The following is a 26,702-nucleotide window of genomic DNA, read 5'->3' as shown; positions in this document are numbered from 1 at the left end:
TCACAGACGCAGGTCGCTGGCGTCGGCCGGAAGTACGTATTTCAGGTCGTACACCACATGCTGGTCTTTGCCGAGCGCATGCAGCGCGTCAGCGCCCATCTCCGCGAACTGTCGATGCGATACCGCCACGATGATCGCGTCGTACGCACCTTTCGGAGGTTCCTCGATGGGCTGAATGCCGTACTCGTGGAACGCATCTTCGCGCGAGATCCACGGATCGTAGACATCGACATTCGTGCCGTATTGCTGCAACTCCGTGACGATATCCACCACGCGCGAGTTGCGCATGTCCGGGCAGTTCTCCTTGAAGGCGAGACCCATCACCAGCACGCGCGCCCCGGGAATATAGATGCGGGCCTTTGTCATCGCCTTCACGAGTTGCGAGACCGCGTAGGTGCCCATGCTGTCGTTCAGGCGCCGCCCCGCGAGAATGATCTCGGGGTTGTAGCCGATGGATTGCGCCATGTGCGTCAGATAATACGGATCGACTCCGATGCAGTGCCCGCCGACGAGCCCCGGCCTGAAGTTGAGGAAGTTCCACTTGGTGCCGGCCGCGAGCAGCACGGCTTCGGTGTCGATGCCCATCTTGTTGAAGATGATCGACAGCTCGTTCACGAGCGCGATGTTCACGTCGCGTTGCGTGTTCTCGATGGCCTTCGCCGCTTCCGCCACGCGAATGCTGCTCGCCTTGTGCGTGCCGGCGGTGATGATCTGCCGATACAACTCATCCACCGCGTCCGCGACTTCCGGCGTCGAGCCCGAAGTGACCTTCTTGATGTCGGGCAGCCGATGCAGCTTGTCGCCCGGGTTGATGCGCTCGGGACTGTAGCCCGCGAAGAAGTCCACGTTGAAGCGCAGGCCCGACACGCGTTCGAGCACGGGCACGCATTCCTCCTCTGTGACGCCTGGATACACGGTCGATTCGTAGATCACGACATCGCCGGGTTTCAGCGCCGAGCCGATGGTTTCGCTCGCGCGCAGCAGCATGCCGAGATCGGGGCGCTTGTGCCGGTCGATCGGCGTCGGCACGGTGGCGATGAAAACGGTGCAGTCCTTGAGCGCGGCGGGATCGTCGGCGAAGACGAGCGATTGCGCGGCGCGCAGTTCGTCGTCGGGGACTTCGAGCGTCGCGTCGTGGCCTTCGCGCAGCGAGTCGATGCGATGCCGGTTCACGTCGAAGCCCACGACTTCATGATGCTTGCTGAACTCGACGGCGAGGGGCAGGCCGACATAGCCGAGCCCGATCACGGCGATCTTCTGGTCAGTAAGCGAACGCATGACGGTTTCTCCAGTCTCTAAGCAACGCTTGGGGTCGGATGGTGCCTGGCGGTTCGTCTGCGGCGGCCCCGCGGCGGGGGCCGAGCGCGAGCTTATTCGGATGCGGACTCGTAGTTGTGCGCCACATAGGCGCTGCTGCCGTAGCGGCCCGCGAGCGCCTTGTTCGCCGTATGCAGCGAGACGCCGTTGAGCAGCACGCCGGTCACGCGCGCGCCCGTCTGGTTCAGCCGCTTCATCGCCTCCTTGATCTCGCCGACGCGCGTGCGTCCATACAGCGAGACGAGGAAGATGGTGCCGGCCGCCGGAGCGATCGCGCCTGCGTCCGATACGGCGAGCACCGCTGCGGCGTCCACCAGCACGATGTCGTAGCTTCGCGACGCTTCTGCGATCACCTCGCGATACTTCGCGCTCAGCAGCAGTTCGGCCGGGCTCGCCGGATACGGTCCGCCTTGCAGCACATCGAGATTGGGCAGCACGTTGCGTTGCACCGAGCCTTCGAAGGTATGCGTGCCGCTCAGAATGTTCGCGAGTCCCGGTCCTGGTTGAATGCCGAACTGCCGATGCAGATAGCCTTTGCGCAAGTCGGCGTCGATCAGCAGCACGCGCGTGCCGCCCGATGCGAGCACCGTGGCGAGATTCGCGGATAGAAACGACTTGCCGACGCCCGGCAGCGGCCCCGCGATCATGACGACGTTGTTGCGCGCGCCGACCAGCGAGAACTGGAGCGCCGAGCGCAGAATGCGCAGCGCTTCGACGGTCGGGTCCTTCGGGAACTGTGCGGCGAGCACCGCCTGACGCGGCGACGTGCCGTTCACGACGCTGGAAAGCGCCGGCTGACGCGCGCTCTGCGGAATCGTCGCGAACACGCTCAGACCCGTTTCGACCTCGATCTCCTGCGAATCCGTGACGCCGCGGAAGATGCGGTCGAGCAGCATCGCGAGCCCCACGGCGGCGAAGAGGCCGAGCGCGAGCGCGACGGCGAACGCGAGCCACTTGATCGGCTTGACCGGCAGTTCGGGCACGTCCGCCGTGTCGATCAATTGAACCGACGCGGCCTTGCCCGCCTTGATGAGCATCATCTCTTCGATGTTGTTGCGCAGCGCCGTGTAGAGGTCGGTGCTCACCCGGACGTTGCGCAGAAGGCGCAGCGCGCCTTGCTCTTCCATCGGCATGGAACGCGTGCGGTCGTTCAGCTTCGAGAGAAACTGCTCGGTCGCGGCGATTTGCTTGTCGATCGCGACGATGCGCGGGTGCGCGCTCGAAAACGTCGTGGAGAGCTCGTCGCGCGAATGGCGCAACGTCAGCAGCTGCGCGTTCGCGTCGGCGGTCTGCTTGAGCAGCAGACGGTTCGCTTCATCGGTATCGAGCAGCGAATTCCGGTCGCGATACGTGTTGTACGCATTCTCCGCGTCTTCCATCTGACGCTTGAGCACGGGCAACTGGCGTTGCAGGTAGGTCAGCGAATTCTCCGCGATGACGGCCTTGCGGTCGCCGTTGAGCCGCACGTACTGCCGGCCGATCTCGTTGATGGTCGCGGCGACCTGCACGGCGTCGGCGCTTTCGAGCGTCGCCTTCAGTACGCTCGATTTATTGCCCTGCTCGCTAATCTTCATCTGATTCTGGATCGCGTCGATGGTCAGTTGACGCGAGTAGTGCACGACCTCGAAGCCGACGCCCGGATTGCCTCGCAGCGCCGTCACGAGCAGGCGCACCGGTCCTTTCGGCGTCTGCACGAGCAAGACTTCGCCGACGGTGCCGATGACCGGCGTGCCGAGCACGGGATTGCTCAGCTCGTACTGTCCGTCCTTGCGCGCTGTCAGCGTGAACTTGCTGCCTTCGAGCTGGCGCGGCACGTCGAAGTCGGGGACGGTGATGGATTCGTCGCCCCATGCGTAATCGCCGAAGCCGAGAAGGCCCGGCTCCGACAACTCGCCGTTGTGATGCGAGAAGCGGTTGCCGAAGATCGGCAAGCGCCGCGGCTCGGCGCTGATATAGAGCTTGAGCGCGTCGACCGCCCGCGAGACCACGAGCTTCGAGCCGAGCACCTGCATTTCGCCTTCCGCCGAGGAGCGATCGTCGAGCGTCGGCAGCATGTTGCTCAGTGGATCGCCGGGGCGCGAATTGGAGACGTCCTTGTTGTCTTCGACCTTGATCAGAATCGCGGACTGATAGATCGGCGGGCTCAGATACGCGTAAGCCGCGCCGAGCAACAACGAGAAAAGCACGACCAGCGTAATCAGCACGCGGTGATTGATCACCGTGTCGATTAAAGAGGCAAAAGGAATCTCGTCGTCGGTTTCGGTAGCGGCTTCGTCGGACGTTTTAGCTCTGGCAATCATATTAAGCAGTTCCGGGCGCTTATGGTCGGTTCAAACGGAGACGGCGGACTTATGAAGCGGGAGGCTCCGAGTGAGTTTCTAAGGAAAGCAAATGATTGTGCTTTGTGCGCGTGAGCGAAATTGCGCGTGACGCAACCGTATCAGTCTGCATTTGACGGGTATGCGCGGAACCCCACACTCCGGCCTGCGGGTATATCGGATGGCGAATTAAATTGGCTGAGAAATATAAAAGAACACTCGGACCTAGTTAATTCGGGTTGCTAATGCAAGCGTCTTTGCGTCGGTGTTTATACGGACGTCGGTTTCCATCTAATGAATGGGACGCGAAGTACTTTTGTTTATGACTTGCTTATTAATCGGGCCGACTATTTCGCGACGGGCTGATTTTGTTGGCAACGCTTAAAAGAACGATGATGCGAAAGCTTCGTCAGAAGAATGAGTGAATGCGTAGAGTCTCGAAGTACTAATAGAGCTGCCTTCAGAGATGCCCCGGTTGCCCGCGTCCGCGCGTGGCTTTAGCATGCCAAATCCCCAACGCCGATCCGTTAGCCGCCATGCACATCGCCATTCTCACCTTCGAAGGCTTCAACGAACTCGACTCGCTGATCGCGCTCGGCATCCTCAATCGTGTCAAGAAGCCCGACTGGACGGTGTCGATCGCGAGCCCGACGGCCGAAGTGCGCTCGATGAACGGCGTCGTACTGAAGGCGCAGGCGTCGCTTGAAGACGCGGCCACGGCCGATGCGGTCATCATGGGCAGCGGCATGCTGACGCGCGAAGTCGTCGCCGACGCGAGCCTGATGGCGCGGCTCGCGCTCGATCCCGCGCGGCAGCTCGTCGGCGCGCAGTGCTCGGGCACGCTCGTGCTCGCAAAACTCGGCTTGCTGCAAGGCGTCCCGGCCTGCACCGATGTCACGACGAAGCCGTGGGTGCAGGAAGCCGGCGTCGCGGTCCTCGAACAGCCGTTCTTCGCGCGCGGCAACGTCGCGACGGCGGGCGGCTGCCTTGCATCCCAGTATCTGGCGGCGTGGGTGATTGCGCGGCTCGCGGGCGTCGATGCTGCGCGGAGCGCCCTCCACTACGTCGCCCCGGTGGGCGAAAAGGACGAGTACGTCGGCCGCGCGATGGCGAATGTCACGCCCTATCTGGACGCGGTGAGCGTCGCGTGAGCGCTCTGTCTCGGTCGATGGCCGCTCAAATCCGTTAAACATCTGCCGAAGAAAGCGGCATAACCGATTGCGCCATGCGGCGGTTATGCGTTACAACGAAACGACCGTCAGCGGCCGCAACGCTGGCGAGGCAGCCGCGCGAACGGGGCGACGCGGCATTCATCTGGAGATGGGGACATGAGGGTTCGGGCGACGGTGTTGCTGGTTCGCCAACATGCAGTGCTGCTGGTGAAGGAGCGGGGTGGTCCGTGGTTTCTGCCGGGCGGCGAAGTCGGGCACGGTGAGCTGGCGATGAGCGCGGCCATCAGGGAGCTGTACGAGGAGACCGGCGCGGAGGCAAGCGCCGCGGCGTTTCTGTGGCAGCACGTCTCGGCGCACCACGTGCATCACGTCTATCGCGTGGCGATTCCGGCCGACGTGCGTCCGCATGCGAACTATCGCGCGGGCATTGACGAAGTGCGCTGGGTCGAGCTTTCGCAGCTCGCGGCCATGCCGGTCACGCCGGGCACGCGCGCCATTTTGAACCGCGCGGCCGGCGGCGGCACGACGCGCTCGTCGTGGCGCGACATCGGCTCGGCGCCGGGGGCGTCGGCGGGGTTCTGAGGGGCGAAAGCCGCGTGGCGCGGCTTGCGCTACGATCGCCAGTGGCGCGGCCGCATTGCAGCCGCATTGCAGCCGGATTGTCTCCGCGCCGCGGAGACAATCGGCGAGCGCGGCGCTGCGCCAGACCGCCGATTTCGACCCTCACCCTATGAGCGACCTCATTCCATCTTCGCTTTTCGACGAAGTCCGCCGGCTGATCGATGCCGCCCGCGAGCGCGCGGCGGCCGCCGTCAACGCCGAACTCACGCTGCTCTACTGGCAGATCGGCAACCGCGTGCGTACCGAAGTGCTGCGCGGCGCGCGTGCCGAATATGGCCGGCAAGTGGTCGCGACGCTCGCGCGCGAACTCGGCGCCCGCTACGGACGCGGCTGGAGCGAGAAGCAACTGCGGCACTGCATGCGCCTCGCGGAGATTTTCCCGGACGAGCACAGTGTCTCCGCAGTGCGGAGACAATTGAGCTGGACGCATCTCAAGACCCTGATCTATATCGACGATCCGCTCAAGCGCGATTTCTACATCGAGCTTGCGCGCGTCGAGCGGTGGTCGTCGCGGCAAATGCAGGAACGCATCAATTCGATGCTGTTCGAGCGCAGCGCCATTTCGCGCCAGCCGGAAGCAGCCATTGCGCATGACATTGCCGTGATGCGCGACGAAGGGCGCGTGGAACCGGCAGCGCTTCTCAAAGATCCGTACGTGCTCGATTTTCTCGGGCTGAACGACCACTACCTCGAAAAAGACCTCGAAGACGCGATTCTTCGCGAGATGGAGCAGTTCCTTCTGGAACTCGGCGCGGGCTTCACGTTCGTCGCGCGTCAGAAGCGCCTCCAGATCGACGACGACGATTTCTACATCGACCTGCTGTTCTATAACCGCAAGCTCAAGCGCCTGGTCGCCATCGAACTGAAGCTCGGCGCGTTCAAGGCGGAATACAAGAGCCAGATGGAACTCTATCTGCGCTGGCTCGCGAAGCACGAACAGGAGCCGGACGAGCTGCCGCCGCTCGGCATCATTCTGTGCGCGGGCAAAAAGCAGGAGCAGATCGAGCTGCTGGAACTGAACAAGAGCGGCATCCACGTCGCGGAATATCTGACGGTGCTGCCGCCGCGCGAAACGCTCGAAGCGAAGCTGCATCAGTCGATTCAGGCCGCTCGGTCGCGCCTTCTCACGCAGGAACCGGATTGAAGCGTTGCTTCATCCGACGAAAGCGGGGCGCGAGCGCCAAGTTGTTGGATAATCCTATCTTTCGTCTGGCAACTCGTTGCCCGATGCCTGTAATTCGAGGCGCCTATGTTCACAGAAGCAGACAACATCACCGATGAAGAGATTTTCTCGACCGTTCAACGCCTGACCGACGCCGGTCGTCCGGTATCGCCCGTGACGGTCTGGTCGGAACTGCGTCGCGGTTCGATCGTATCCATTGCCGCCGCGCTCGAACGCTGGCGCGACGCCCGGCAGCCCGCGCCGCCGGCCGCGCAGCCTTCGGCCGAGATGCCGCAGGAACTGGCCGACGCGCTGATGAGCGCGGCGCATCGGCTGAGAAAGGCGTCGTGGGACGAGGCGCACAGCGCGGGCGCGCATCGCGCCGACATGCTCGGGCAACGGCTCCAGACGGCGCTTGCGGAGCGCGACGAGGCGCTTGCCGTCTACCAGCAGACCGAGGGCGACGCGGCGAACAGCCGCCGGCAGCTGGAAGAGCTGATGCACGCGCTGCGCGCATCGGAAGAAGCGGTCGCGCGTCTGCAGAATCAACAGAATGCCGCGAACGAGCGCGCCGAGGCCGCCGAAGCGCGCGCCGGCGAACTCGCGCAGCGCGTCTCCGCGCAGGACGCCGAACTGAGCGCGGCGCGACTGTCGCTCGACGAGGAGCGCAAGGCGCGCGAAGCCGCGAGCGCCGATCTCGCGGGCAAGAACGAGGAGCTCGCGCGTATCGCTCAAGAGCGCGACGAAGCGCGGCAGCATCACGCGGCGAGCTCGCAGGAAGTGGAGCGTCTGTCCCAGGAAGCGAGCACGGCGTCGGCGCGCGCCGAGACCGCGACCGCGCAGGCCAACGAAAGCGCCGCGCGCATCGCCGCGCTCGAAGCGGAACTCGACGCCGCGCGTCACGCGCTCGCCAGCGAACGCGAAGCCGGCGCGGCGCGCGCAGCGGAAGCCGCGGCCCGCGACGAAGCATTGCAGCGCGCGACGCGTGAGCTCGACGAAGCACGCGCGAAGATCGACGAGAACCAGACGCGCATGGCGGCGCTGGAGTCGGAACTCGCGGCGCAGCGCGAGGCGAGCGCGGCGGCATCGGTCGCGCACGAAGCGTTGCAGCACGCCACGCGCGAACTGGACGAAGCGCGCGCCAGGATCGACGAGAGCCAGAACCGCATCGCGGCGCTGGAGTCCGAACTGATGGCAGAGCGCGAAGCGAGCGCGTCGCACAACGCAGCGGCATCGACGGCGCAGGAAGCATTGCAGCAGGCCACGCGCGAAATCGACGAGGCACGCGCCCAGATCAACGACAGCCACGCACGCATCGCGGCGCTGGAGTCCGAGTTGTCGAGAGAGCGCGAGACGAGCGCGGCGCAGAGCGCGCAGGCATCGACGGCTCAGGAAGCGTTGCAACAGGCCACGCGCGAACTGGACGAAGCACGCGCCCGCATCGACGAAATCACTCAGGAAAAGCACGTCGCGCAAAGCGAACTGGCGCGCGTGACGCAGGAAGCCGCCGCCGCTGTCGCCCGCGCCGACGAAGCGCAGCAGCAGGCCGCGACGCTCACGCAGCAGCTTGCCGAGCGCGAGAAGAGCGAGGCCGCCATGCGCGACGAACTGCGCGACCACAAGATCGCGTTGCAGACGGCGGGCGCGGCCAAGGAAGAGGAAATCGCGGCATTGCAGCGCCGCATCTCGGCGCAGGCGCAGACGCACTCGAAGGCCTATGACGAGCTTCGCAGCAACGCGGAGCAATGGGTCACGTATGCGCGCGACCTCAAGCAGCGGCTCGATGTGGCGAACGAGAAGATCCTCTTTATCGACGCGCGCAGCACCGGCGAGGTCGCGCTGTTGCGCCGGCTCTCGACGGAACTGGAGCGCCTGAAGCCGGATCACGAACTCGTGTTCCGCGAGGCGCAGCAGAAGGTGATCGGCGAAAAGATCGCGCAGCAGCTCGCGCAGAAGGGCTATCGGTACGATCCGACGACGGCCGTCATGTCGAAGATAGAAGGCTGAACGCGCCGCGTGTCCGCGCACCGCTTCCCGCTGACGGAGCGGTGCGCGCATTAAGTCACCGCGATGAGGCTTGCCATGCAAACGGAACGCAGCGGCCTGGCAGAGATCTACCGCGACTACATCGCGTGTCTGAACGAGCAGAACTGGCCGATGCTCGGCGCGTTCGTTCACGATGACGTCATCCACAACGGCCAGTCCATCGGGCTCGCCGGCTATCGCGCGATGCTCGAACGCGACTTTGCGCAGATTCCGAATCTTCGCTTCGATATCCGCCTTCTCGCCGCCGATCCGCCTTTCGTCGCGAGCCGCCTCTGGTTCGACTGCACGCCGAAGCAGGACTTCATGGGCCTGCGCATCGACGGCAGGCGCGTGTCTTTCGCGGAGAACGTGTTCTACGAATTCCGCGAGCGCAAGGTCGCGCAGGTGTGGTCCGTGATCGATAAAGCCGCAATCGAAGCGCAACTCCGAACCGCAGCGCGATTGCCATGATCGACGCTTCCTGCCATTGCGGCGCCATTCGCTTCACGCTCGATGCCGCGCCGGCCGAAATCAACGACTGCCAGTGTTCGCTTTGCCGCCGCTACGGCGCGCGATGGGCGTACTACCCGTTGCCGGCTGTGCGCTTCGCGCCCGATTGCGGCCCAACTGATGTCTACATGTGGGGCCCGCGCAGGCTGGAATTTCATCGTTGCGCTTCGTGCGGATGCCTCACGCACTGGCGCGCCGTGGACGTGAATCGCCCGGTCATGGGCATCAATACGCGGATGATGCCGCGCGAAGCCGTCGCCGGCGCGCGCGTGTATCAAGGCGGCGAGGCCGCCGATTAGCCGATGCAAGCGATCAATCGATCTGCTTTTGCGACACCGCGACCACGCTCGCGCAGAGCGCCACGCCGATCAGAAAGTAGAAGCCATCGAGCGAACTCAGAAAGCTCGCCTGTTGCGTGACGATGCGTCCCACTTCCGCGAGCGCCAGGCTCTTCGCCTGCGCCGCGCTGTAGCCGAGCGCCTCGAAGCCGCCGGTCAATTTTTCGTACGTGTTCTGAAATAGCGGATTGAACGCGCTCACGGATTCCGCGAGCCGCGACTCGTGCACGGCCATGCGATGCTGCTCGAGAATGATCATCGTCGCGGTCGAGAACGAATACGTCAGTTGCTTGACGATGTTCTTGAAGCGGTAGCCGTGATTGAATTCCTCGATGGCAAAGAGGCGAAACGTCACGTTCGCCACCGGCAGCGCGATGAAAAGCAGCAACAGGCCGCGCAGCACGAGCGGCGCGATGAGCCACTGCATGCTGACATCGGGCGGCATGCTCGACATCCATAAGCCGACGAACGCGGCCAGCAGAAAGCCCGGCACGATCATCCATTTCTTGTGCTTCATGCGCGCCGAAAAGCGGAAATAGACCAACGCCATCACGACCGAAAACAGCGACGAAAGCCCGACGAGCCGCCCCGCGTTCTCCACCGGATAGCGCAGCCCGCCTTCGAGAAAGCGCGAGACGAGATAACTCATCGCGTTGCTGACGTAATAGAACGCGATGTAGAGCGTGATGCCCGCGCGAAAGGTCTTCTCGCGCAGCGCATGCAGCCGAAGCAGCGGCTGCGGATGATGCCACTGATGCCACACGAACCAGCCGAGCGACAGCAGCCCGGCCGCCGTCAGCACGATCAGTTCGGGCGACGTGCTGAACAGTTCGAAGCGCACTTGCTGCATCACGATCTGCAACGCGCCCTGCGCGAACGCGAAGATGATGTACGGCCAGAAGTGCGCCTCGCCGCGCCGCTCGCGCTCGACGTGGCCCGTATGCGGAACCGCGAGCAACGCGAACGCGCCCATCGCCACGCCGCCCGCCGCGCCGCATGCGAAGAGCGCGCGCCAGCCGAGCCACGCGACGAAATATCCGCCGATCAGCGGCGCGAGTCCGCTGCCGAGCAGGATCATGACGAGGAAGTAGCGCACTGCAGTCGCTCGCCGTTGCGGCGTGATCTGCGTCTGGATGAGGATGCGGCACGCGCTCATCATCGGGCCGATGAAGTAGCCCTGAAACCCACGCGCGAACGCCAGTTCCAGCGACGATTCCGACGCGACTGCCGCCACTGCGCCCGCCGCGAACAGCAGCAGGCATCCGCCGACGTAACGCCGGTAGCCGAGCCGCTCGATCCACCATTGCTGCTGGAGAATGCCGAGCACCGAGGCGACGGCATATGCGCTCGATGCCCACACGAGCTCGTCCGCCGATGCGTTGATGCCGCCCGCGATATAGCTCGTGAATAAGGAAAAGACCGCGTTGTCGAAGTAGTCGAGGCCGGTGGCGAGCGCGATGGCCCACGGAAAGGCGTCGTCGAGAAGGCGCGACGCGAACGAGCTTCGCGCAAGCGGCACGGCGGTCATTCGGCGGCGTCCTCGCTGCCCTCGCTGCCCCCGGCTTTGCGCCGCTCCCGCGCGGCCAGCCGTTCCTGAAAGAGCGTTTCCTGCTTTTCGCCGGCGATGCGCCGCCGGATGTAGTCGAGGTCGTCGCTCAGTTCGGCGCGCACGGCCTGCGCCTCTTTCAACTCGCGCCGGACCCCGGCGATGCGCGCGTCGAGCGCCTCCACCTGCTGCGCGAGCGCCGCTTCGATCTCGCGCAGCGATTCGCTGGAATAGCCTTTGCGTCCGTCGCCGATGGGCTCGACCGGCCGCTTCAGCAATTCGACGATGCCTTGCAACGAGAAGCCGAGCGAACGCAGCCGCAAGATGCGCGCGAACCGTTCGAGGTCCTGTTCGCTGTAGAGCCGGTAACGGCCAACGCTGCGGCTCGGCGCGACGAGCCCGCGTTCCTCGTAGTACTTGAGCGTGCGAGGCGTGACGTTCAGACGCTCGGCGGCGTCGCGAATGGTGAGCAGCGCGGGTTTGCTGGAAGACATGACGGCGAGCGCCCGTGATGGGAGACGTGCCGCGGATTATAGCGCGGACCTGTACGTCCACGTTTAGGTTCGCGCAGGCCCGTCCGAAAGAGGGCGCGATGATAGACTTGACCCGACTCCGAGGCTTTCCGCGACGCAAATGACCGACATACAGCAAAGACAAAAAGGCATGAAACGCTTTTCGATGATCCGGGATTTCCACCTGGCCGACTGGTTCACGCTGGGCAACGCGATCTGCGGCACGGGCGCGCTTTTCTCGACGATGAGCTATATCGACGACGCGGAGGTCCTGCACATCTATCTCGCGTGCGCGCTGGTGTTCGCGGCGCTGGTGTTCGACGTGCTCGACGGCCGCATCGCGCGCTGGCGTCAAAAGGCGTCGCTGCTTGGCAAGGAACTGGATTCGCTCGCGGACGTGATTTCGTTCGGCGTCGCGCCCGCCATCATCGGCTATGGGTTCGGCATGCGCGGCCTGTACGACCGCGTGGTGCTGGCGTACTTCGTCGCCTGCGGCGTGTCGCGGCTCGCGCGCTACAACGTGACGACTGAGGAAATGTCGGGCGGCACTGGCAAGGTCACGCACTTCGAGGGCACGCCTATCCCGACATCGTTCGCCATCGTGCTGATGCTTGCGGTGGCGGCGTGGTTCGGCGCGCTCGGGCCGAATATGTGGTTCGGCGAATGGCGCATCGCGGGCTTCACGCTGCATCCGCTCGTGCTCGTCTACGCGCTCTCCGGCTCGCTGATGATCAGCCGTATCCGGATCCCGAAGCCCTAGCGTCGCGCCGCGTCTATCAAGTTTCGCTCTGCACCGCCGTTTACACGTGGATGAAAGGCGCCCCCGCACCGGTGAGCGCCGCCCAGACGCCGAGGCTCGCCGCGCTTTGCACGCGGCATTCCCCGCGCGGCCGACGGGTTTCTGACGAACCCGTCTCACGAGCTCATCCACGCAATGCGATTCATCCACAAGACTGCGAGCCTCGTCTGCGCCATCGCGTGCGCATGCGCCGGCCTCGGGTCCATTCCGACGTTAGCGCGCGCCGACGACGCATCTGACGCCCCAGCCGTGCCCCTCACCGGCGGCAAGCTGCTGCTGACGGGCGGCGTATCGCAAGTCGAAGGCGCGGCCGGCGGCGGCCTCGCGCCTTGGGCCGTCATCGGCGGCTACGGCACCGCGCGCCAGCTCGGCGCGAACGTTCACGGCACCTATCTCCACACGCAGGACTACGCGCTCGGCACGTGGGGCCTGACGGTCGGCGTGGCGAACCGCGTGGAACTGTCGCTCGCGCGCCAGCGGTTCGACACGCGCGAAGCCGGCGCAAAGCTCGGCCTCGGCGAGAACTACACGTTCAATCAGAACATCTTCGGCGTGAAAGTGCGCCTGCTCGGCGACGCCGTGCTCGATCAGGACACGTGGCTGCCGCAGATCGCGGCCGGCGTGCAGTTCAAGCACAACGAAGAGGGCGGCGTGCTGAAGGCGATCGGCGCGGCGAGCAATTCGGGAACGGACTTCTATCTGTCGGCGACCAAGCTGCTGCTCGCGCAAAGCCTGCTGCTCAACGGCACCTTGCGCTTCACCAAGGCCAATCAGTTCGGCTTGCTGGGCTTCGGCGGCGACAAGTCGAACGCGTATCACCCGGAATTCGAATCGTCGGTGGCGTATCTGCTGACGAAGAACGTCGCCATTGGCGGCGAATATCGCATGAAGCCGAACAATCTCTCGTTCGCGCGCGAGCAGGACGCGTACGACGCGTTCATCGCGTGGGCGCCGAACAAGCACATTTCGCTGACGGCGGCGTATGTCGCGCTCGGCGATATCGCGACGATCAAGAATCAGCGCGGGCCGTACGTTTCGTTGCAGGCGGGGTTTTGATGAAAACGACGATGATCCTTCGCGGCGTGGCGCTCGCCGTCTGCGCGTTCGCGGCTCTGAGCGGCACCGCTCACGCCGCCGACGACACGCTGTATCGCCAGTTCGGGGAACAGGCAGGACTCACGCGAATCGTCGACGATCTGTACGACAACGTGCTCGCCGATCCGCGCACCGCGCCTTACTTCGAGAACGCGCCCATCAAGCGCATCAAGACCAAGCTCGTCGAGCAGTTCTGCGTGCTGCTGAGCGGCCCGTGCGAATACACCGGCCGCCCGATGCGGCGCACGCACGAAGGCCAGAACATCGACCGTGCCGCGTTCAACGCGCTCGTCGAAGACTTGCAGGCCGCGATGGACAAGAACGGCGTGCCGTTTCGCGCGCAGAACAAGCTGCTCGCGAAGCTGGCGCCCATGTACCGCGACGTACAGGACCGCGAATGACACCCCGCCTCGTTATCTCTTCCCTGCTGTCGGCGATAGCGCTCATTGCGGCCTGCGCGCACGCGGCGAGCGTTCACCTGCAAGTCGTCGATCAGGCGGGCGCGCCCGTGCCGGACGCCATTGTGTATGCGGTGCCCGCGAGCGGCAAGCTGCCCGCGACGAAGCCGGCCAGCGCGGTCATCGATCAGGTCAAGCGCCGCTTCGTGCCGCTCGTGTCCGTGGTGCAGACGGGCGCATCGGTCACGTTTCCGAACAAGGACAACATCGAGCACGATGTCTATTCGTTCTCGCCGGCCAAGCGCTTCGAGTTGAACCTGTACCACGGCATTCCGGGCACGCCGGTCGTGTTCGACAAACCCGGCCTCGTCGTGATGGGCTGCAATATCCACGATGCGATGGTCGCGTATCTGCTGATCGTCGATACGCCGTATTTCGCGAAAACCGACGCGAAAGGCGCGGCCACCATCGACAACCTGCCCGCCGATACGTACAAGCTGACCGCGTGGCATTTCCACCAGGCCGATGCGAACGCGCAGCCCACGCAGAAGTTGAGCGCGGCTTCGGACGCGACGGCGAAGTTCTCGCTGCAACTGAAGGCCGCCGAATAGCATGCGCCTGCACAGCCTGCGGGCGCGCATCGCGCTGGTGTTCGTGTTGCTGATGCTCGTCGCGCAGGCGGCGGCGTACGTCGTCATCAATTCGGTGATTCTGAATAACGCGCACCAGAACGCCGAGGAGCAATTGTCGGTGGCCGAGCGCGTCTTCGGGCAAGTGCTGCGCGGCAACAGCCAGCAGTTGACGCAGGCGGCGAGCGTCGCGGCGTCCGACTTCGGCTTTCGCGAGGCGGTCGCGACGCACGACAGCAAGACCGTCGCTTCCGCGTTGCAGAATCACGGCGACCGCATTCACGCGGATATCGTGATGCTCGTCGATCTCGACGGCACGCTCGTTGCCGACAGCGGCGGCGCGGCGCATCAGGGCGCGGCGTTCCCGTTCCCGCATCTCATCAAGACGGTGGCGCAAAAGGGCGATGCGTCGTCCTTCGGCATGATCGGCGGCAAGGCGTATCAGCTCGTCGCGGTGCCGGTGAAGGCGCCGATTGTCATCGCGTGGGTGGTGATGGGCTTCGCGATCGACGACGCTCTTGCCCGCGAGATGAGTTCTTTGACATCGCTCGATGTGTCGTTCCTGACCGTGGACCAGCGCGGCGCCTGGGGCGTGCTCGCGAGTTCGCTGCCCGAAGCGGCGCGGGCAGGCCTCAAGAATCAGGCGCAACTCGCCGAGGATGGCTACGCGACGCGCGTGCTTCATCTGCATTCGGAAGGGCAGACCGTCGCGGTGTTGCTGGAACGTTCGCTCAGTCAGGCGCTTGCGCCGTTTCACCGGCTTCAGTCCGCGCTCGTGCTCATCACGATACTCGGCGTGATCGTTTCGATTGCGGGCAGCATGCTCACCGCGCGCTCGGTCACGCGTCCGCTCGCGGCGCTCGCTCAGTTCTCGCGGCGCGTTGGGCACGGCGATTACAGCGCGCCGATCGCCGTGCGCCATCAGGACGAAATCGGCGAACTGGCGAGCGCGTTCAATCAGATGCAGGAAGGCATTGTCGAGCGCGAGCGGCGTATCACCGAACTCGCCTACATGGACCGGCTCACCGGCTTGCCGAATCGCGCGCTCTTCAACGACCGGCTGCAAGAAGCGATCGTGGCGGCGCGCACGGAAGGCCGCGCGTTGTCCGTGATGATGATGGACCTCGACCGCTTCAAGCTGGTGAACGACACGCTCGGGCATCCTATCGGCGACATGCTGCTGTGCGAAGTCGCGCAGCGCCTGCGCGCCACATTGCAGCGTCCCGAAGATACGGTCGCGCGTCTGGGCGGCGACGAGTTCGCCGTGCTGCTGCCCGCCGACGATCTGCCAGCGGCGCGCGCGATCGCCGCGCGCATGCTTCGCGCGCTCGAAGAGCCGATCATGATCGAAGGGCAACTCGTCGATGTGGGCGCGAGCATCGGCATCGTCGCGTATCCGGACAACGGCAGCGACATGAACGTGCTCTTGCGCCGCGCCGATATCGCGATGTACGTGGCCAAGCGCGCGAACCTCGGCCATGCGCTCTACGACGAGCGCCACGACGAGAACAGCGCGGAACGCCTATCGCTCATGAGCGAACTGCGGCAGGCCGTCGAGCAGGATCAACTCACGCTCTACTATCAGCCGAAGATCGATCTGGCGACGCATCGCGTGCAATATGTCGAGGCGCTCGTGCGCTGGGACCATCCGACGCGCGGGTTCATCGCGCCGGATCAGTTCATCCCGTTCGCCGAGCAGACCGGCTATATCAAGACCGTGTCGCGCTGGGTCGCGGACAAGGCTATTGCGCAATGCGCGGCGTGGCAGGCGCAAGGCATCGAGCTCGCTGTGTCCGTGAACGTGTCGGCGCGCGAGTTGATTCAGTCGACGCTGCCGGAGACGTTCCAGAGCCTGCTCGACCGGCACGGCGTCGCGCCGCAGTGGATTCGCATCGAGATCACCGAGAGCGCGATCATGGACGACCCGAACCACGCCATCGAGACGCTCGACCGGCTGCATGCGCTCGGCGTGTGTTTGTCCATCGACGACTTCGGCACGGGGTATTCGTCGCTCACCTATCTGAAGCGCATGCCGGTGGACGAGCTCAAGATCGACAAGTCGTTCGTGATGAACATGACGCATCACAAGGACGACGAGACCATCGTGCGATCGACCATCGACCTCGGGCATAACATGGGCTTGAAGGTTGTCGCGGAAGGCGTCGAAGACGAAGTCACCATGCAGCGCCTGCGCGCGCTCGGTTGCGATCTTGCACAAGGCTTTCACCTGAGCCGGCCGCTGCCGCCCGCGAAACTCGTCGATTGGCTCGAAGGCTGGCGCATGCAAAGCGGCGTCGAACCGGAACCGTCGCTGCCTGCCTGAAGCGCTTCAGCGCCATGCCCGCCATAACGATGAATAAGCATCGGGCATGACGCGTCGACGGTTTAGAACTCTCTCTATGGACGGCGGGCTTCGCGTCTGTCGATCATTCGCGTGCGCGCGCTTCGCGCAACCTCCGCCATATCACGCGACTCAATGCCTGCAAGCCCGCGGGAAGGCCGCCTCTTGTCGCCGCCAATAAGGGGACAGGGTTTTCAACATCGTTCTATATGACCAGAATTCCCGCGCCTTTATCGTTCGATGCAAGTCACGACAACATGGATGTATAGATAACGTCGATACAAGACGCTTCCGCCGTATCGCCGTGACGACCTCGCAGCGCGCGCTTCGCGTGGCTGCGACGCTCGCCGAGCAATCGGGCTAACGGTTGAAACCTGCGCGAGCCAGTTGATGGAGAGGCCTCACTCGGCCTGTCAGGAGATTTGGGATGGGAAAGACAAAAATCGCCGTCGTCGACGATCATCCGCTCGTGCTGTACGGACTTCAAAAGACGCTGGAGGGCGCGGACTTCGATGTGATGGGCGCGGTCACCAGTCCGGCGCACCTGTTGAAACTACTGCACGACGCGCCCTGCGATGTCGTCGTCGCGGACTACTCGATGCCGGGCGATCAGGCGCTCGACGGTTGGCGTTTTCTCGCTTCCGTATCGAGCCAGTTTCCGGACACGCGCGTGCTCGTCTATACGGAATTCGACGACCCGTTTCTCGTCGGCAGTCTGGTGCAGCGCGGCGTCGCCGGCATCGTGAGCAAGCGTGACGAGATGCAAGAAGTGCTGGCCGCAGTGCGCAGTCTCGCGCGAGGCGAACGTTATCTGTCGCCCATCGCCAGCGCGTCGCTGGAACGCTTCTGCGCACTGCCGCATTACAAGCGCTTCATGGCGCTCACGCGCCGTCAGATGGAAGTGACGGGCCTCATGCTGTGCGGCCTCACCGTTTGCGAGACGGCGCGTCTGTTGGACCGGCGCGTCAACACCATCAGCGCGCAGCGCAGCGAAGCGTGCAGGCGGCTCGGTTTCTCGGGAGAGTCGGAGATGTACCGCTTCGCGGTCGGGCATGGCTTGTGGCTGGATCGTTCCACGGCGGGAAGCGAGCTTCGGCCCGCATGACAACCGTGGTTGGTGGCTGTAACAACGGGGCATTGAGACCGCCCCGTTTCATTGAGGATAAAAATAATGCTGAAGAAGCGCATCAGCGTCGCAATCGTCGACGATCACCCACTCGTTGTCTGTGGACTGCGTAACGCATTGGAACGCGCCGGTATCGAAGTCGCCGGAGCAGTTAGTCATCCTACGGAATTGATGGCGCTGCTCGAACGCGCGCATTGCGATGTCGTCGTCACGGACTATTCCATGCCGACCGGCGGCACGCTCGACGGCTGGCGCTTTCTGTCTTCCATGTCGGCGAGATATCCGCACTTGCCGGTTCTCGTCTACAGCGAGTTCGACGATCCGTTCCTCGTCGGGACGCTGGTTCAGCGCGATGTCGCCGGCATCGTGAACAAGCGCGAAGAGATGTCCGTGGTGCTCAACGCGGTGCGCGAACTGGCGATGGGCAAGCACTATCGCTCGCCGGTGGCCGAGCGCGCGCTCGCGCAGTTCAACGCTGAGCCGGACTTTCGGCGCTTCGCGACGCTCACGAAGTGGCAAATGGAAGTGACGGGCCTCATGCTGTGCGGCATGGGCGTCGTCGAGACGGCGCGGCTCTTCAGTCTCGGCAAGAGCACGATCAGCGCCCGGCGCGTCAAGGCGTGCAAGCAACTTGGCTTTTCGCGCCAAGCGGATCTGCATCGCTTCGCAGCGGACCGCGGCTTGTCGCTGGACCGCTCTGGCGCAGCGCGCGCCGTCCGCGCCATCTAGCGCTGCCGCCGGTCATGCGAAGGCGCGCCCGTAGCCGTTGACGCCCGTCTTGCGGCTAGGAGCAATCCCAAAATCGCTTTCTTCGCGCGCGCGTCGCACGGGTCGCGCCTTATACGACGGGCCGTTCGCGGCCCGCTCTTCACGCTTCGTCCGAGATTCGAAGTTCTTCTATATGGCCCGAAGGCCCCGGTTCCTACCATTCGTTTTGTGGATTCGGTGAGGTTGGTCGGGCCTGCGCAGTCAGCGAGTTGACTTCGATCAACGAAGCGTGACGCGAGTCAGTCCCACGCCGCGACCGGCCAGCAGGCCGCGAAGGCTGCGCCGAATTCAGATTGCCAAGGCGCTCAGCCCTTCCCGCAATTTCCATGTGTATCGCGCTGAGCGCATTGGACCGCTGTTGACCATCAACGCGGAACGTCTCATCTCTCTCATCTCTCTGTTTCTCTCATGAACAAGAATCGGTTTCGTCGCGTCTTCAGCAAACGACTCGGCATGTTGGTAGCAGTAGCGGAAGACGTGGTCAGCCAGGGCAAGGCGCCGGGCGAAGGCACGGCTTCGGGCGCTGTCTCGGTCGAAAGCGCGTTTCGCGTCGTCTCGGCGATGACGGCATTCGCCGCCGCCGTTCTCGCGACGCAGCCCGGCGTGAGCTTCGCGCAAGCGTTGCCGACCGGCGGCCAGGTCACGGCAGGTCAGGCGAGCATCTCGCAGAACAGCAACACGATGACCATCAATCAGGGCACGCAACGCGCCGTGATCGACTGGAACTCGTTTAACGTCGGCGCCGGCAACACGGTGCAGTTCAATCAGCCGAACGCGCAGTCGCAGGCGCTCAACCGTGTGACGAGCGGCGGGGCATCGAACATTCAAGGTTCCCTCTTGGCCAACGGTCAAGTGCTGATTCAGAACGCCAACGGCGTGCTGTTCGGCAAGGGCTCGGTGGTCAACGTCGGCTCGCTCTTGGCGACGACGAAGGCGATCAATCCCGACGCGTTCATGGCGGGCGGCCCGCTGCAACTGAGCTCGACGGGCACGAATGCGAGCGTTCAGAACGACGGCTCGATTCAGGCGCAAGGTTACGTGACGCTCGTGGGCGATCAAGTCCGTAACACCGGTTCGATCAACACGGCGCAAGGCGGGCAAGTGGTGCTCGCCGCGGGCGATAGCGCGACGGTTGCGCTGCCGAACGGCCAAGGCATTCAACTCACGCTGACCAACGCGACGGCCAACGCGCTCGTCGAGAACAGCGGCACGATCAACACCACGGACAACGGCACGACCAACATCTCGGGCAATTCGACCAACGGTCAGGGCGTGATCGACACCAACGGCACGTTCAACACCGACGGCAACGGCACGGTCAACGTGATCGACAACGGCGACATCATCCATACGGGTGGTGGCAACAAGGACCACAACGGCACTGACAACGGCGGCACCAACGGCGGTGACAACGGTGCCAATAACGGCGGCAACGGCAACGGCACGGACAACGGTGGCAACACCGATGCCCACGGCAGTTCGGGCGGCAGCTCGTCGGCCGGCACGGTGGCGGCTGTGGTCGGCGGTATCGGCCTGGCGGGCGGTCTGTCGTATCTGATCTACGAGAACGCGATGCACATGTATCTGGACGAAGCGCAACCGCTGACGCTGGAACTGGGCGATGCGGCTTTCTGGGCAGACGCGACCGTGCAGCAAGTGTCGATCGACCTGACCACGGATACGGCCGATGTCGATCTCATGACTCGCGCGGGCGCGCTCTCGCGTCACATGCAGTACCGCGATGGCGCCGACGGCGTGAAGCACTACACGTTCGAGGACGAGAAGAAGCAGACGAAGGCGGATCTGTCGGTGAACATGCAGACGCGTGAGTACTTCTACACGGAGAGCGGCGTGAAGGACGGCAAGCCGTACGTCGTGAAGTCGCATGGCTGGCTCAAGCAGGGCATGGCGGTTCTCGCCAACCCGAGCGCGGACAAAGCAGCCGTTCGTCCCTGACGATGCCCACGACGGGCAGGTAGCACGCTCGTCGTGAGTGTCACGTAGTACCTGAGCCCGGCTTTCGAGCCGGGCTTTTTCATGCGCGCACGGTTAATCGTCGCGGTCAAAATTAGAACTTCTTCTATTCGTCAGGTCCCGCTGAAACCTTAACCTTCTTCCTGTCAGCGCCAAAGCGATTCCGGAGCAAAAAGCGGAACAGCGGCCAGCGGCGTGCGGATCAACCGACCAGGAACCGAAACATGAAATTCAGCATCGCAAAGTTCGAACACCACTGCTATCGCCGCGAATACGAGAAGGCGAGCCGCATGCTGCTGGAACTGCTCAACAAGATCGACCAGAACTACGGTGTTCTCATGGATGTCGACACATGGGCGCAGTCCGCCGAAGCGCACGACATCATGGACGATCACCTGCTCACGCGTCTCGCCTCCGCGATCACGGCGCTGGCCTCGGACCCGAAATTCACCATCTCCGATCACGGCATCGGCAAGCTGATGCTGTTTCAGCGTTGGCTCGCCGCGCTCTTCGCGGCCAGCTCGTTCCGCAACGCGGACCACATTCTTCGCTCGTTCAGCGCGAACGAGGAATCGCGCAACTCGCTCGAACTTCGCAACGCCGAGTTTCGCAAGTTCCAGTTGTTCTATCTGCCCGAGTCGGAAGTCCGCCTCGACTGGGACTTGCTCTGGAAGCACGACAAGGTTATGACCGCGAGCATGGCCACCACCATCATGTCTTCACGCTTCCTCGCCACGCCCTCGGCTCACGCGAAGCGCGAAATGCTGCTGCGCTGGCTGCCCGAGCGTCTTGCGGAAGTCGAAAGCCTCGATGTGCTGCCAATGGGCGTGTTCCACGACATGTACATGCATTGCAGCTATGCGGACTATGCGGGCAAGCACGACATCAAGAAGCCGATCAACACGCTGGTGCGCCGCAAGCTCGCGAGCCTCGGCATTCATGACGTCGAGCGCCGCGCCGCGCCGGTCAAGGAAGGCGAAAAGCCGGTGTTGCTCGTCGTGCTCGAATGGTTCTCGAAGAATCACTCCATCTATCGCACGCATTCGCAAACGATGGTCGCGATGCGCGACAAGTTCCACATCATCGGCATGGGCTATGACGGCCGTGTCGACGATGCCGGGAAGGCCGTGTTCCACGAGTTCATTCCGCTGCAAGGCGCGAATCTGTGGGAAGTCGCGCGTCACGTCCGGCAGACGAGCGAAGAGCGCAATGCTCAGATGATGTACATGCCGAGCGTCGGCATGTTCCCGATCACGATGGTGCTGGCGTGCCTGCGCGTCGCACCGTTGCAGTTGATGGCGCTCGGCCATCCGGCGACCACGCACGGCCATGCGATGGACTATGTCGTCGTGGAAGAGGACTATGTCGGCGACGAAGCGTGCTTTAGCGAGAAGCTCTTGAAGCTGCCTTCGGACGGCATGCCTTACCGCGCGCCCGCTGCCTTGCTCGAACTCGAACTGCCGCCGAAGCAGCCGTCGGACGGCGTGGTGAAGATCGCGGTGGCCGGCACGACCATCAAGCAGAACCCGGGCTTCCTGAACACCTGTGCGCAGATCGCGCGTGAATCCAAGGTGCCGGTGCATTTTCACTTCCTGATGGGACAGGCGAACGGTCTCATCTTCCCGCAGGTGCGCAATCTCGTGCGCCGTCTGATGGGCGACAAGGCGACCGTTCACAAGCACCAGAACTATCACAGCTACATGAAGGTGATCGCCGGTTGCGATCTGTTCCTGAATCCGTTCCCGTTCGGCAACACGAACGGCATCGTGGATACGGTGTGGGTGGGGCTCGTCGGTGTCTGCAAGACCGGCCGCGAAGTCCACGAGCATATCGACGAAGGCATGTTCCGCCGTCTCGGCTTCCCGGAATGGATGGTCGCGAAGACCAATGACGAATACCGTGCCGCGGCGCTGCGCCTGATCGAAAACGCCGACGAGCGCAACGAACTCGCCGCGAAGCTGGCAGGACCGCAAGCCATCGAGAAGCTGATCTTCAAGGGCCGCCCGGAGATTCTCGGCGAACGCATGCAGGCGCTCTGGCAAGAGCAACTGCCGGCCGCGAAGAGCGCGAAGAGCAAGTCGAAGAAAGCGGAGCCTGCCGAAGCAATCGCATAAGCCTCCGACACGCTCGCACGTTTCATGTTCGAAGAGCCCGGCCGTGCGCCGGGCTTTTCGCATGGGCGGTCCGTGCTCGCGCGCCCCGTACGGCGCGCATTGAAATACCGCGTTTCTTGCTTGCCTGCAGGCACTTTAGAACTTGTTCTATTCGGATTGAGCATGCGAATCCTTAACCTTTGATCTGAGAACGCTACGCGGACAAAGGTCGATGAACCAGGCGCGACGTTCAGGCGTTTGGTTCAATCAAGGATACGAGCAATGTTGAAGATGAACGAGATCGCGGCAACCGTCCGCCGCATGGTGTGTGTTGGATCGGTGGTGCTGGTCGGCGTGGCGGGAACGGAACGCGTGATGGCATCCGAAGTCACGGATGCGGAAGCGGTCGTGCAGAAGGCAATGCCCGCCGCAAGCGATGCAGCTCCGATCGAATGGCACACAAGCGTGAAGGTGGTCCCCGCTGAAGGCGCCGATGCGCTCGTCGTCAAGCAAATGCTCGACGCGGACATCAAGAAGCTGGGCGATGTCCCGCACTCGCTGAACGAAGTGAATCGCTGGTCGGACGTGCTCACGACGGCGCTGCGTCAGGGCGGCTTCCCCCTCGGTCAGGTGCTGATGACGGATGCCGACTGGCGCGCGGCGCAGACGGGCGGCGAGGCGCAATTCACGGTGTTTCCGGGGCGCATTCGCAAAATCGTGGTGAACAACAAGTCGCGCGTGGCCGATGCGCGGCTGCAGCGGCTCATCACGCATGCGCTCTGTGGCAGCGAAGGCGTGAACGGCGTATGCCTCTTGCGCACGTCGCGGCTCGAACGCGCCACGCAGTTGTTGCAGGACCTGCCCGGCGTCGCGCTCGATGGCGCGCCGCGTTTCTCGCCGGGCGCGGCGACCGGAGACGTCGACGTCACGTTCAGCATCGCCGAACAAGGCAAGCCCGTACGCGCCGATCTGATTCTCGACAACAAGGGCGTCGAGTCGACGGGGACGTATCGCATGGGCGTGACGGCCTCGGCGAACAATCTGTTCCATGCGGGCGACGCGTATGCGTTCACCATCACGAGCACGGACAAGAAGATGTGGACGGGCTCGCTCACCGGCAGCGCGCCGATCTTCGACGACGGCTTGCGCATGACCGGCGGCGTCTCGCGCCAGCAGTACTTCATCAACGCGGGAACGCCGGTGAAGGGCGTGGCGACGACCGCGCAGGCGGGCGTGCAGTACCCGTTCACCCGTGGACTCGACGCGAACGTGTGGGGCGGAGCATCGCTCTTGCACAGCCAGACGTCGACGGACCTCACGGACTATGACGCGACCACGCACAGCAAGCTCGACTCGCTGCAACTCTCGCTGACCGCGGACAACGGCGAACGCGCCCGCGCGCTGCGCACGAATCTCGCGGCCGGACAGATCGCGCTCACGCTCGGACATCAACGCAACGACGACCCGTCGGAGCCGATCACGCGGCGCGCGGGCAACTACGCGAAGTTGAGCGGCAACGCGTTCGGCACGTATGCGCTATCGAAGAGCGGCAACCTCTTCGCCTCGGGACGCATCACCGGTCAGCTCGCAAGCCGCAATCTGGATGCGAGCGAGAAGCTCGGCCTATCCGGTCCCGACGCCGTGCGCGCCTATCGCGCCGACGAAGGCTCGGCCGATGAAGGCGTCGTGGCGAGCGTGGGGCTCTATCAACGCTTTCCGGTCGCGACGGGCCATCAGCTTCAAGTCGGCCTCTTCAACGATTTCGCTTACGGACGCGTGAACCATTCGCCGTGGGACCACTGGGAGAACACGTACCCCGGCGTGAGCGGCGTGACCAACAACCGCGTGCTCGCCGGTTATGGCGTGAGCGTCGACTGGCTGACGCCGATCGGCGCAACGGTGTCGGCCTCCGTTTCAAGACCTTATCGCTTCTCCGAAAGCTCGTGGGTGGAGCCCGGCAAGAAGCCGACGCAGTACTGGCTCTCCGTCACCTGGAGCCACTAAGCTCGCGGCCCGCTCAGGCTTCGCGCCGACGGGCAAACCTCAGTCGCTGCAAGAACCGGGACACAGCATCATGCAATTCAGCATCAATAAATTCGAGTACCTTTGCTATCGTCGTGAGAAGGAAGCCGCCGGCCGCGAGCTCTTGAAGCTGCTCGCGCGCATCGACGCCAACTACGGGCTTTTGATGGATGTCGACAGCTGGGCGCAGTCTGGCGAAGCGAGCAACATCATGGACGATCACCTGCTCACGCGCATCACATCGGCTATCACCGCGCTGATGAGCGATCCGGATTTCCGTTTCTCCGAAACCGGCATTCGCCAGACGCAGCTCTTTCAGCGCTGGATCGCCGGTCTCTTCGCAGCAAGCCCTTTCCGCAACGCCGATCACATTCTGCGTTCGCTCGGACTCGATGAAGAAGCGCGTCACTCGGTGCAACTACGCATCGGCGACATGCGCAAGTTCCAGTTGTTCTATACGCCCGAGTCCGAAGTGCGCCTCGACTGGGACGTGCTCTGGAATCACGACAAGGTCGCGACCGCGAGCCTCGCGACGACCATCATGTCTTCGCGCTTTCTCGGCACGCCCGCCGCGCATCAGAAGCGCGAAATGCTGCTGCGCTGGCTGCCGGACAAGCTCGAGCAGATCGAGAGCATCGACGCGCTGCCCTTCGGCGTGCTGCACGACATGTATATGCATTGCAGCTATGCGGACCTGCCGGCCAAGCACGACATTAAGAAGCCGATCAACACGCTGATTCGCCGCAAGCTCGCGAGCCTCGGCCTGCACGATGTGGCGCGTCGCGCGCGGCCGGCGAAGAAGGGCGAGAAGCCCGTGCTGCTCGTGGTGCTCGAATGGTTCTCGAAGAATCACTCCATCTACCGCACGCATTCGCAGACGTTGGTGGCGATGCGCGACAAGTTTCATCTGATCGGCATGGGTTACGAAGGCCGCGTCGATGAAGCAGGCCGCGAGGTATTCGACGAATTCATCCCGCTCGACGGCGCGACGCTATGGGACCACGTGCGCCAGGTGCGCGATGTCAGTGAAGCGCGCGAGGCGCAGGCCATGTACATGCCGAGCGTCGGCATGTTCCCGGTCACCATGGTGCTCGCGTGCCTGCGTGTCGCGCCGCTGCAGATGATGGCGCTCGGCCATCCCGCCACCACGCACGGCCATGCGATGGATTATGTGGTCGTCGAAGAAGACTACGTCGGCGAGGAAGCCTGCTTCAGCGAGAAGCTGCTCAAGCTGCCATCGGACGGCATGCCGTATCGTCCGCCCGCGGCCATGCTCGAACTCGACCTGAAAAAGCGCAAGCGCCTGAAGGCCGATCCCGTGAAGATCGCGGTCGCGGGCACGACCATCAAGCTCAATCCGGGCTTCCTGCAGACGTGCGCAGAAATCGCCAGCGAAGCGTCGGTGCCCGTGGAATTCCACTTTCTCGTCGGACAGGCGACCGGCCTCGTGTTCCCGCAGGTGCGCAACCTCGTGCGCCGCCTGATGGGCGACAAGGCCGTGGTCCACAAGCATCAGGACTACGCGAACTACATGAAGGTGATCGCCGGTTGCGACATGTTCCTGAATCCGTTCCCGTTCGGCAACACGAACGGCATCGTGGATACGGTGTGGGCCGGGCTCGTCGGCGTGTGCAAGACGGGGCGCGAAGTGCACGAGCACATCGACGAGGGCATGTTCCGCCGTCTCGGCTTCCCTGAATGGATGGTCGCGAAGAGCAACGACGAGTACAAGGCGGCGGCGCTGCGTCTCATCCAGAACGACAGCGAACGGCTGGATCTGGCGCGCTCGCTCGCGGGCAAGAAGGCCATCGAGAAGCTCATTTTCAGGGGCCGGCCGGAGATTTTGGGCGAGCGCATTCAGGCGCTTTTGAAGGACCTGAGCCGCGCTGATGCGGCAAGCGCGGCGGCCGTGGCTGTCGCGGCGAAGTGAGGCGAT

21 protein-coding genes are annotated in these 26,702 nt (G+C 63.8%); 17 read left to right on the top strand and 4 right to left on the bottom strand.

Annotated features, from left to right (window positions below; genetic code table 11):
* Positions 1-1,278, bottom strand: a complete 1,278-nt coding sequence (gene tviB / locus HWX53_RS24265; RefSeq protein WP_175945692.1) for a Vi polysaccharide biosynthesis UDP-N-acetylglucosamine C-6 dehydrogenase TviB — start codon at positions 1,276-1,278, stop codon at positions 1-3.
* 92 nt (positions 1,279-1,370) lie between these two features.
* Positions 1,371-3,617, bottom strand: coding sequence for a polysaccharide biosynthesis tyrosine autokinase (locus tag HWX53_RS24260; RefSeq protein WP_175945691.1), 2,247 nt, complete (start codon positions 3,615-3,617; stop codon positions 1,371-1,373).
* 554 nt (positions 3,618-4,171) lie between these two features.
* Between HWX53_RS24260 and HWX53_RS24255 the strand changes: the two genes are divergently transcribed.
* The 6 genes from HWX53_RS24255 (at position 4,172) to HWX53_RS24230 (ending at position 9,424) form a co-directional block, all read left to right on the top strand.
* Positions 4,172-4,786, top strand: a complete 615-nt coding sequence (locus HWX53_RS24255) for a DJ-1/PfpI family protein (RefSeq protein ID WP_175945690.1) — start codon at positions 4,172-4,174, stop codon at positions 4,784-4,786.
* Positions 4,787-4,963: 177 nt separating this feature from the next.
* Positions 4,964-5,389, top strand: a complete 426-nt coding sequence (locus HWX53_RS24250) for an NUDIX domain-containing protein (RefSeq protein WP_175945689.1) — start codon at positions 4,964-4,966, stop codon at positions 5,387-5,389.
* Positions 5,390-5,537: 148 nt separating this feature from the next.
* Complete coding sequence (locus HWX53_RS24245; RefSeq protein WP_175945688.1) at positions 5,538-6,572, top strand: PDDEXK nuclease domain-containing protein; 1,035 nt, start codon at positions 5,538-5,540, stop codon at positions 6,570-6,572.
* A 105-nt stretch (positions 6,573-6,677) separates the two neighbouring features.
* A complete protein-coding gene (locus HWX53_RS24240; RefSeq protein WP_175945687.1) occupies positions 6,678-8,597 on the top strand; it encodes a DNA-binding protein in 1,920 nt (639 codons plus the stop codon).
* Between the two features lie 75 nt (positions 8,598-8,672).
* Positions 8,673-9,086, top strand: coding sequence for an ester cyclase (locus tag HWX53_RS24235; RefSeq protein ID WP_175945685.1), 414 nt, complete (start codon positions 8,673-8,675; stop codon positions 9,084-9,086).
* Positions 9,083-9,424 carry a GFA family protein gene (locus HWX53_RS24230; protein ID WP_175945683.1) on the top strand — a complete coding sequence of 114 codons (342 nt, stop codon included), beginning with the start codon at positions 9,083-9,085 and terminating at the stop codon, positions 9,422-9,424. The genes HWX53_RS24235 and HWX53_RS24230 overlap by 4 nt, the downstream gene beginning before the upstream one ends.
* A 13-nt stretch (positions 9,425-9,437) precedes the next feature.
* On the opposite strand, the gene HWX53_RS24225 is transcribed toward HWX53_RS24230, so the two are convergent.
* Positions 9,438-10,991 (bottom strand): MFS transporter, encoded by a 1,554-nt coding sequence (locus HWX53_RS24225; protein WP_175945681.1) that lies wholly within the window; start codon positions 10,989-10,991, stop codon positions 9,438-9,440.
* On the bottom strand, positions 10,988-11,503 hold the full coding sequence (locus HWX53_RS24220) for a MerR family transcriptional regulator (protein WP_175945679.1): 516 nt from the start codon (positions 11,501-11,503) through the stop codon (positions 10,988-10,990). Before HWX53_RS24220 ends, HWX53_RS24225 begins: the two co-directional genes overlap by 4 nt.
* 169 nt (positions 11,504-11,672) lie before the next feature.
* On the opposite strand from HWX53_RS24220, the gene pssA reads away from it, so the two are divergent.
* The 11 genes from pssA to HWX53_RS24165 all read left to right on the top strand — a co-directional run bounded on the left by pssA (position 11,673) and on the right by HWX53_RS24165 (position 26,696).
* Positions 11,673-12,281, top strand: a complete 609-nt coding sequence (gene pssA, locus HWX53_RS24215) for a CDP-diacylglycerol--serine O-phosphatidyltransferase (RefSeq protein ID WP_175945677.1) — start codon at positions 11,673-11,675, stop codon at positions 12,279-12,281.
* 174 nt (positions 12,282-12,455) lie between these two features.
* A complete protein-coding gene (locus HWX53_RS24210) occupies positions 12,456-13,376 on the top strand; it encodes a DUF3034 family protein (protein ID WP_241270119.1) in 921 nt (306 codons plus the stop codon).
* A complete protein-coding gene (locus tag HWX53_RS24205; protein ID WP_175945675.1) occupies positions 13,376-13,816 on the top strand; it encodes a group 1 truncated hemoglobin in 441 nt (146 codons plus the stop codon). Before HWX53_RS24210 ends, HWX53_RS24205 begins: the two co-directional genes overlap by 1 nt.
* On the top strand, positions 13,813-14,424 hold the full coding sequence (locus tag HWX53_RS24200; RefSeq protein WP_175945673.1) for a methylamine utilization protein: 612 nt from the start codon (positions 13,813-13,815) through the stop codon (positions 14,422-14,424). The genes HWX53_RS24205 and HWX53_RS24200 overlap by 4 nt, the downstream gene beginning before the upstream one ends.
* Before the next feature lies 1 nt (position 14,425).
* A complete protein-coding gene (locus HWX53_RS24195; RefSeq protein WP_175945671.1) occupies positions 14,426-16,765 on the top strand; it encodes an EAL domain-containing protein in 2,340 nt (779 codons plus the stop codon).
* A gap of 445 nt (positions 16,766-17,210) precedes the next feature.
* Positions 17,211-17,888, top strand: coding sequence for a response regulator transcription factor (locus HWX53_RS24190; protein ID WP_175945669.1), 678 nt, complete (start codon positions 17,211-17,213; stop codon positions 17,886-17,888).
* Between the two features lie 66 nt (positions 17,889-17,954).
* Entirely contained in the window at positions 17,955-18,638 is a 684-nt protein-coding gene (locus tag HWX53_RS24185; RefSeq protein ID WP_175945667.1) for a response regulator transcription factor, read from the top strand.
* Between the two features lie 447 nt (positions 18,639-19,085).
* Positions 19,086-20,633: a filamentous hemagglutinin N-terminal domain-containing protein gene (locus HWX53_RS24180; RefSeq protein ID WP_279612507.1), complete on the top strand. Its 1,548-nt coding sequence runs from the start codon at positions 19,086-19,088 to the stop codon at positions 20,631-20,633.
* A 242-nt stretch (positions 20,634-20,875) separates the two neighbouring features.
* A complete protein-coding gene (locus tag HWX53_RS24175; RefSeq protein WP_175945662.1) occupies positions 20,876-22,765 on the top strand; it encodes a peptide transporter in 1,890 nt (629 codons plus the stop codon).
* A 261-nt stretch (positions 22,766-23,026) separates the two neighbouring features.
* Entirely contained in the window at positions 23,027-24,748 is a 1,722-nt protein-coding gene (locus HWX53_RS24170; protein ID WP_244140244.1) for a ShlB/FhaC/HecB family hemolysin secretion/activation protein, read from the top strand.
* Between the two features lie 70 nt (positions 24,749-24,818).
* A complete protein-coding gene (locus HWX53_RS24165; protein ID WP_175945660.1) occupies positions 24,819-26,696 on the top strand; it encodes a peptide transporter in 1,878 nt (625 codons plus the stop codon).
* The last annotated feature ends 6 nt before the right edge of the window (positions 26,697-26,702 follow it).

Source organism: Caballeronia sp. BCC1704, assembly GCF_902833455.1.
Taxonomy (GTDB): domain Bacteria; phylum Pseudomonadota; class Gammaproteobacteria; order Burkholderiales; family Burkholderiaceae; genus Caballeronia.
The sequence above is the reverse complement of the archived record's forward strand: the minus strand, read 5'-3'. Positions and strand labels throughout refer to the sequence as shown.

Coding starts and splice junctions, on each gene's coding strand:
- tviB (WP_175945692.1), bottom strand. CDS start 1,278: ATGCGTTCGCTTACTGACCAGAAGATCGCCGTGATCGGGCTCGGCTAT.
- HWX53_RS24260 (WP_175945691.1), bottom strand. CDS start 3,617: ATGATTGCCAGAGCTAAAACGTCCGACGAAGCCGCTACCGAAACCGAC.
- HWX53_RS24255 (WP_175945690.1), top strand. CDS start 4,172: ATGCACATCGCCATTCTCACCTTCGAAGGCTTCAACGAACTCGACTCG.
- HWX53_RS24250 (WP_175945689.1), top strand. CDS start 4,964: ATGAGGGTTCGGGCGACGGTGTTGCTGGTTCGCCAACATGCAGTGCTG.
- HWX53_RS24245 (WP_175945688.1), top strand. CDS start 5,538: ATGAGCGACCTCATTCCATCTTCGCTTTTCGACGAAGTCCGCCGGCTG.
- HWX53_RS24240 (WP_175945687.1), top strand. CDS start 6,678: ATGTTCACAGAAGCAGACAACATCACCGATGAAGAGATTTTCTCGACC.
- HWX53_RS24235 (WP_175945685.1), top strand. CDS start 8,673: ATGCAAACGGAACGCAGCGGCCTGGCAGAGATCTACCGCGACTACATC.
- HWX53_RS24230 (WP_175945683.1), top strand. CDS start 9,083: ATGATCGACGCTTCCTGCCATTGCGGCGCCATTCGCTTCACGCTCGAT.
- HWX53_RS24225 (WP_175945681.1), bottom strand. CDS start 10,991: ATGACCGCCGTGCCGCTTGCGCGAAGCTCGTTCGCGTCGCGCCTTCTC.
- HWX53_RS24220 (WP_175945679.1), bottom strand. CDS start 11,503: ATGTCTTCCAGCAAACCCGCGCTGCTCACCATTCGCGACGCCGCCGAG.
- pssA (WP_175945677.1), top strand. CDS start 11,673: ATGAAACGCTTTTCGATGATCCGGGATTTCCACCTGGCCGACTGGTTC.
- HWX53_RS24210 (WP_241270119.1), top strand. CDS start 12,456: ATGCGATTCATCCACAAGACTGCGAGCCTCGTCTGCGCCATCGCGTGC.
- HWX53_RS24205 (WP_175945675.1), top strand. CDS start 13,376: ATGAAAACGACGATGATCCTTCGCGGCGTGGCGCTCGCCGTCTGCGCG.
- HWX53_RS24200 (WP_175945673.1), top strand. CDS start 13,813: ATGACACCCCGCCTCGTTATCTCTTCCCTGCTGTCGGCGATAGCGCTC.
- HWX53_RS24195 (WP_175945671.1), top strand. CDS start 14,426: ATGCGCCTGCACAGCCTGCGGGCGCGCATCGCGCTGGTGTTCGTGTTG.
- HWX53_RS24190 (WP_175945669.1), top strand. CDS start 17,211: ATGGGAAAGACAAAAATCGCCGTCGTCGACGATCATCCGCTCGTGCTG.
- HWX53_RS24185 (WP_175945667.1), top strand. CDS start 17,955: ATGCTGAAGAAGCGCATCAGCGTCGCAATCGTCGACGATCACCCACTC.
- HWX53_RS24180 (WP_279612507.1), top strand. CDS start 19,086: ATGAACAAGAATCGGTTTCGTCGCGTCTTCAGCAAACGACTCGGCATG.
- HWX53_RS24175 (WP_175945662.1), top strand. CDS start 20,876: ATGAAATTCAGCATCGCAAAGTTCGAACACCACTGCTATCGCCGCGAA.
- HWX53_RS24170 (WP_244140244.1), top strand. CDS start 23,027: ATGTTGAAGATGAACGAGATCGCGGCAACCGTCCGCCGCATGGTGTGT.
- HWX53_RS24165 (WP_175945660.1), top strand. CDS start 24,819: ATGCAATTCAGCATCAATAAATTCGAGTACCTTTGCTATCGTCGTGAG.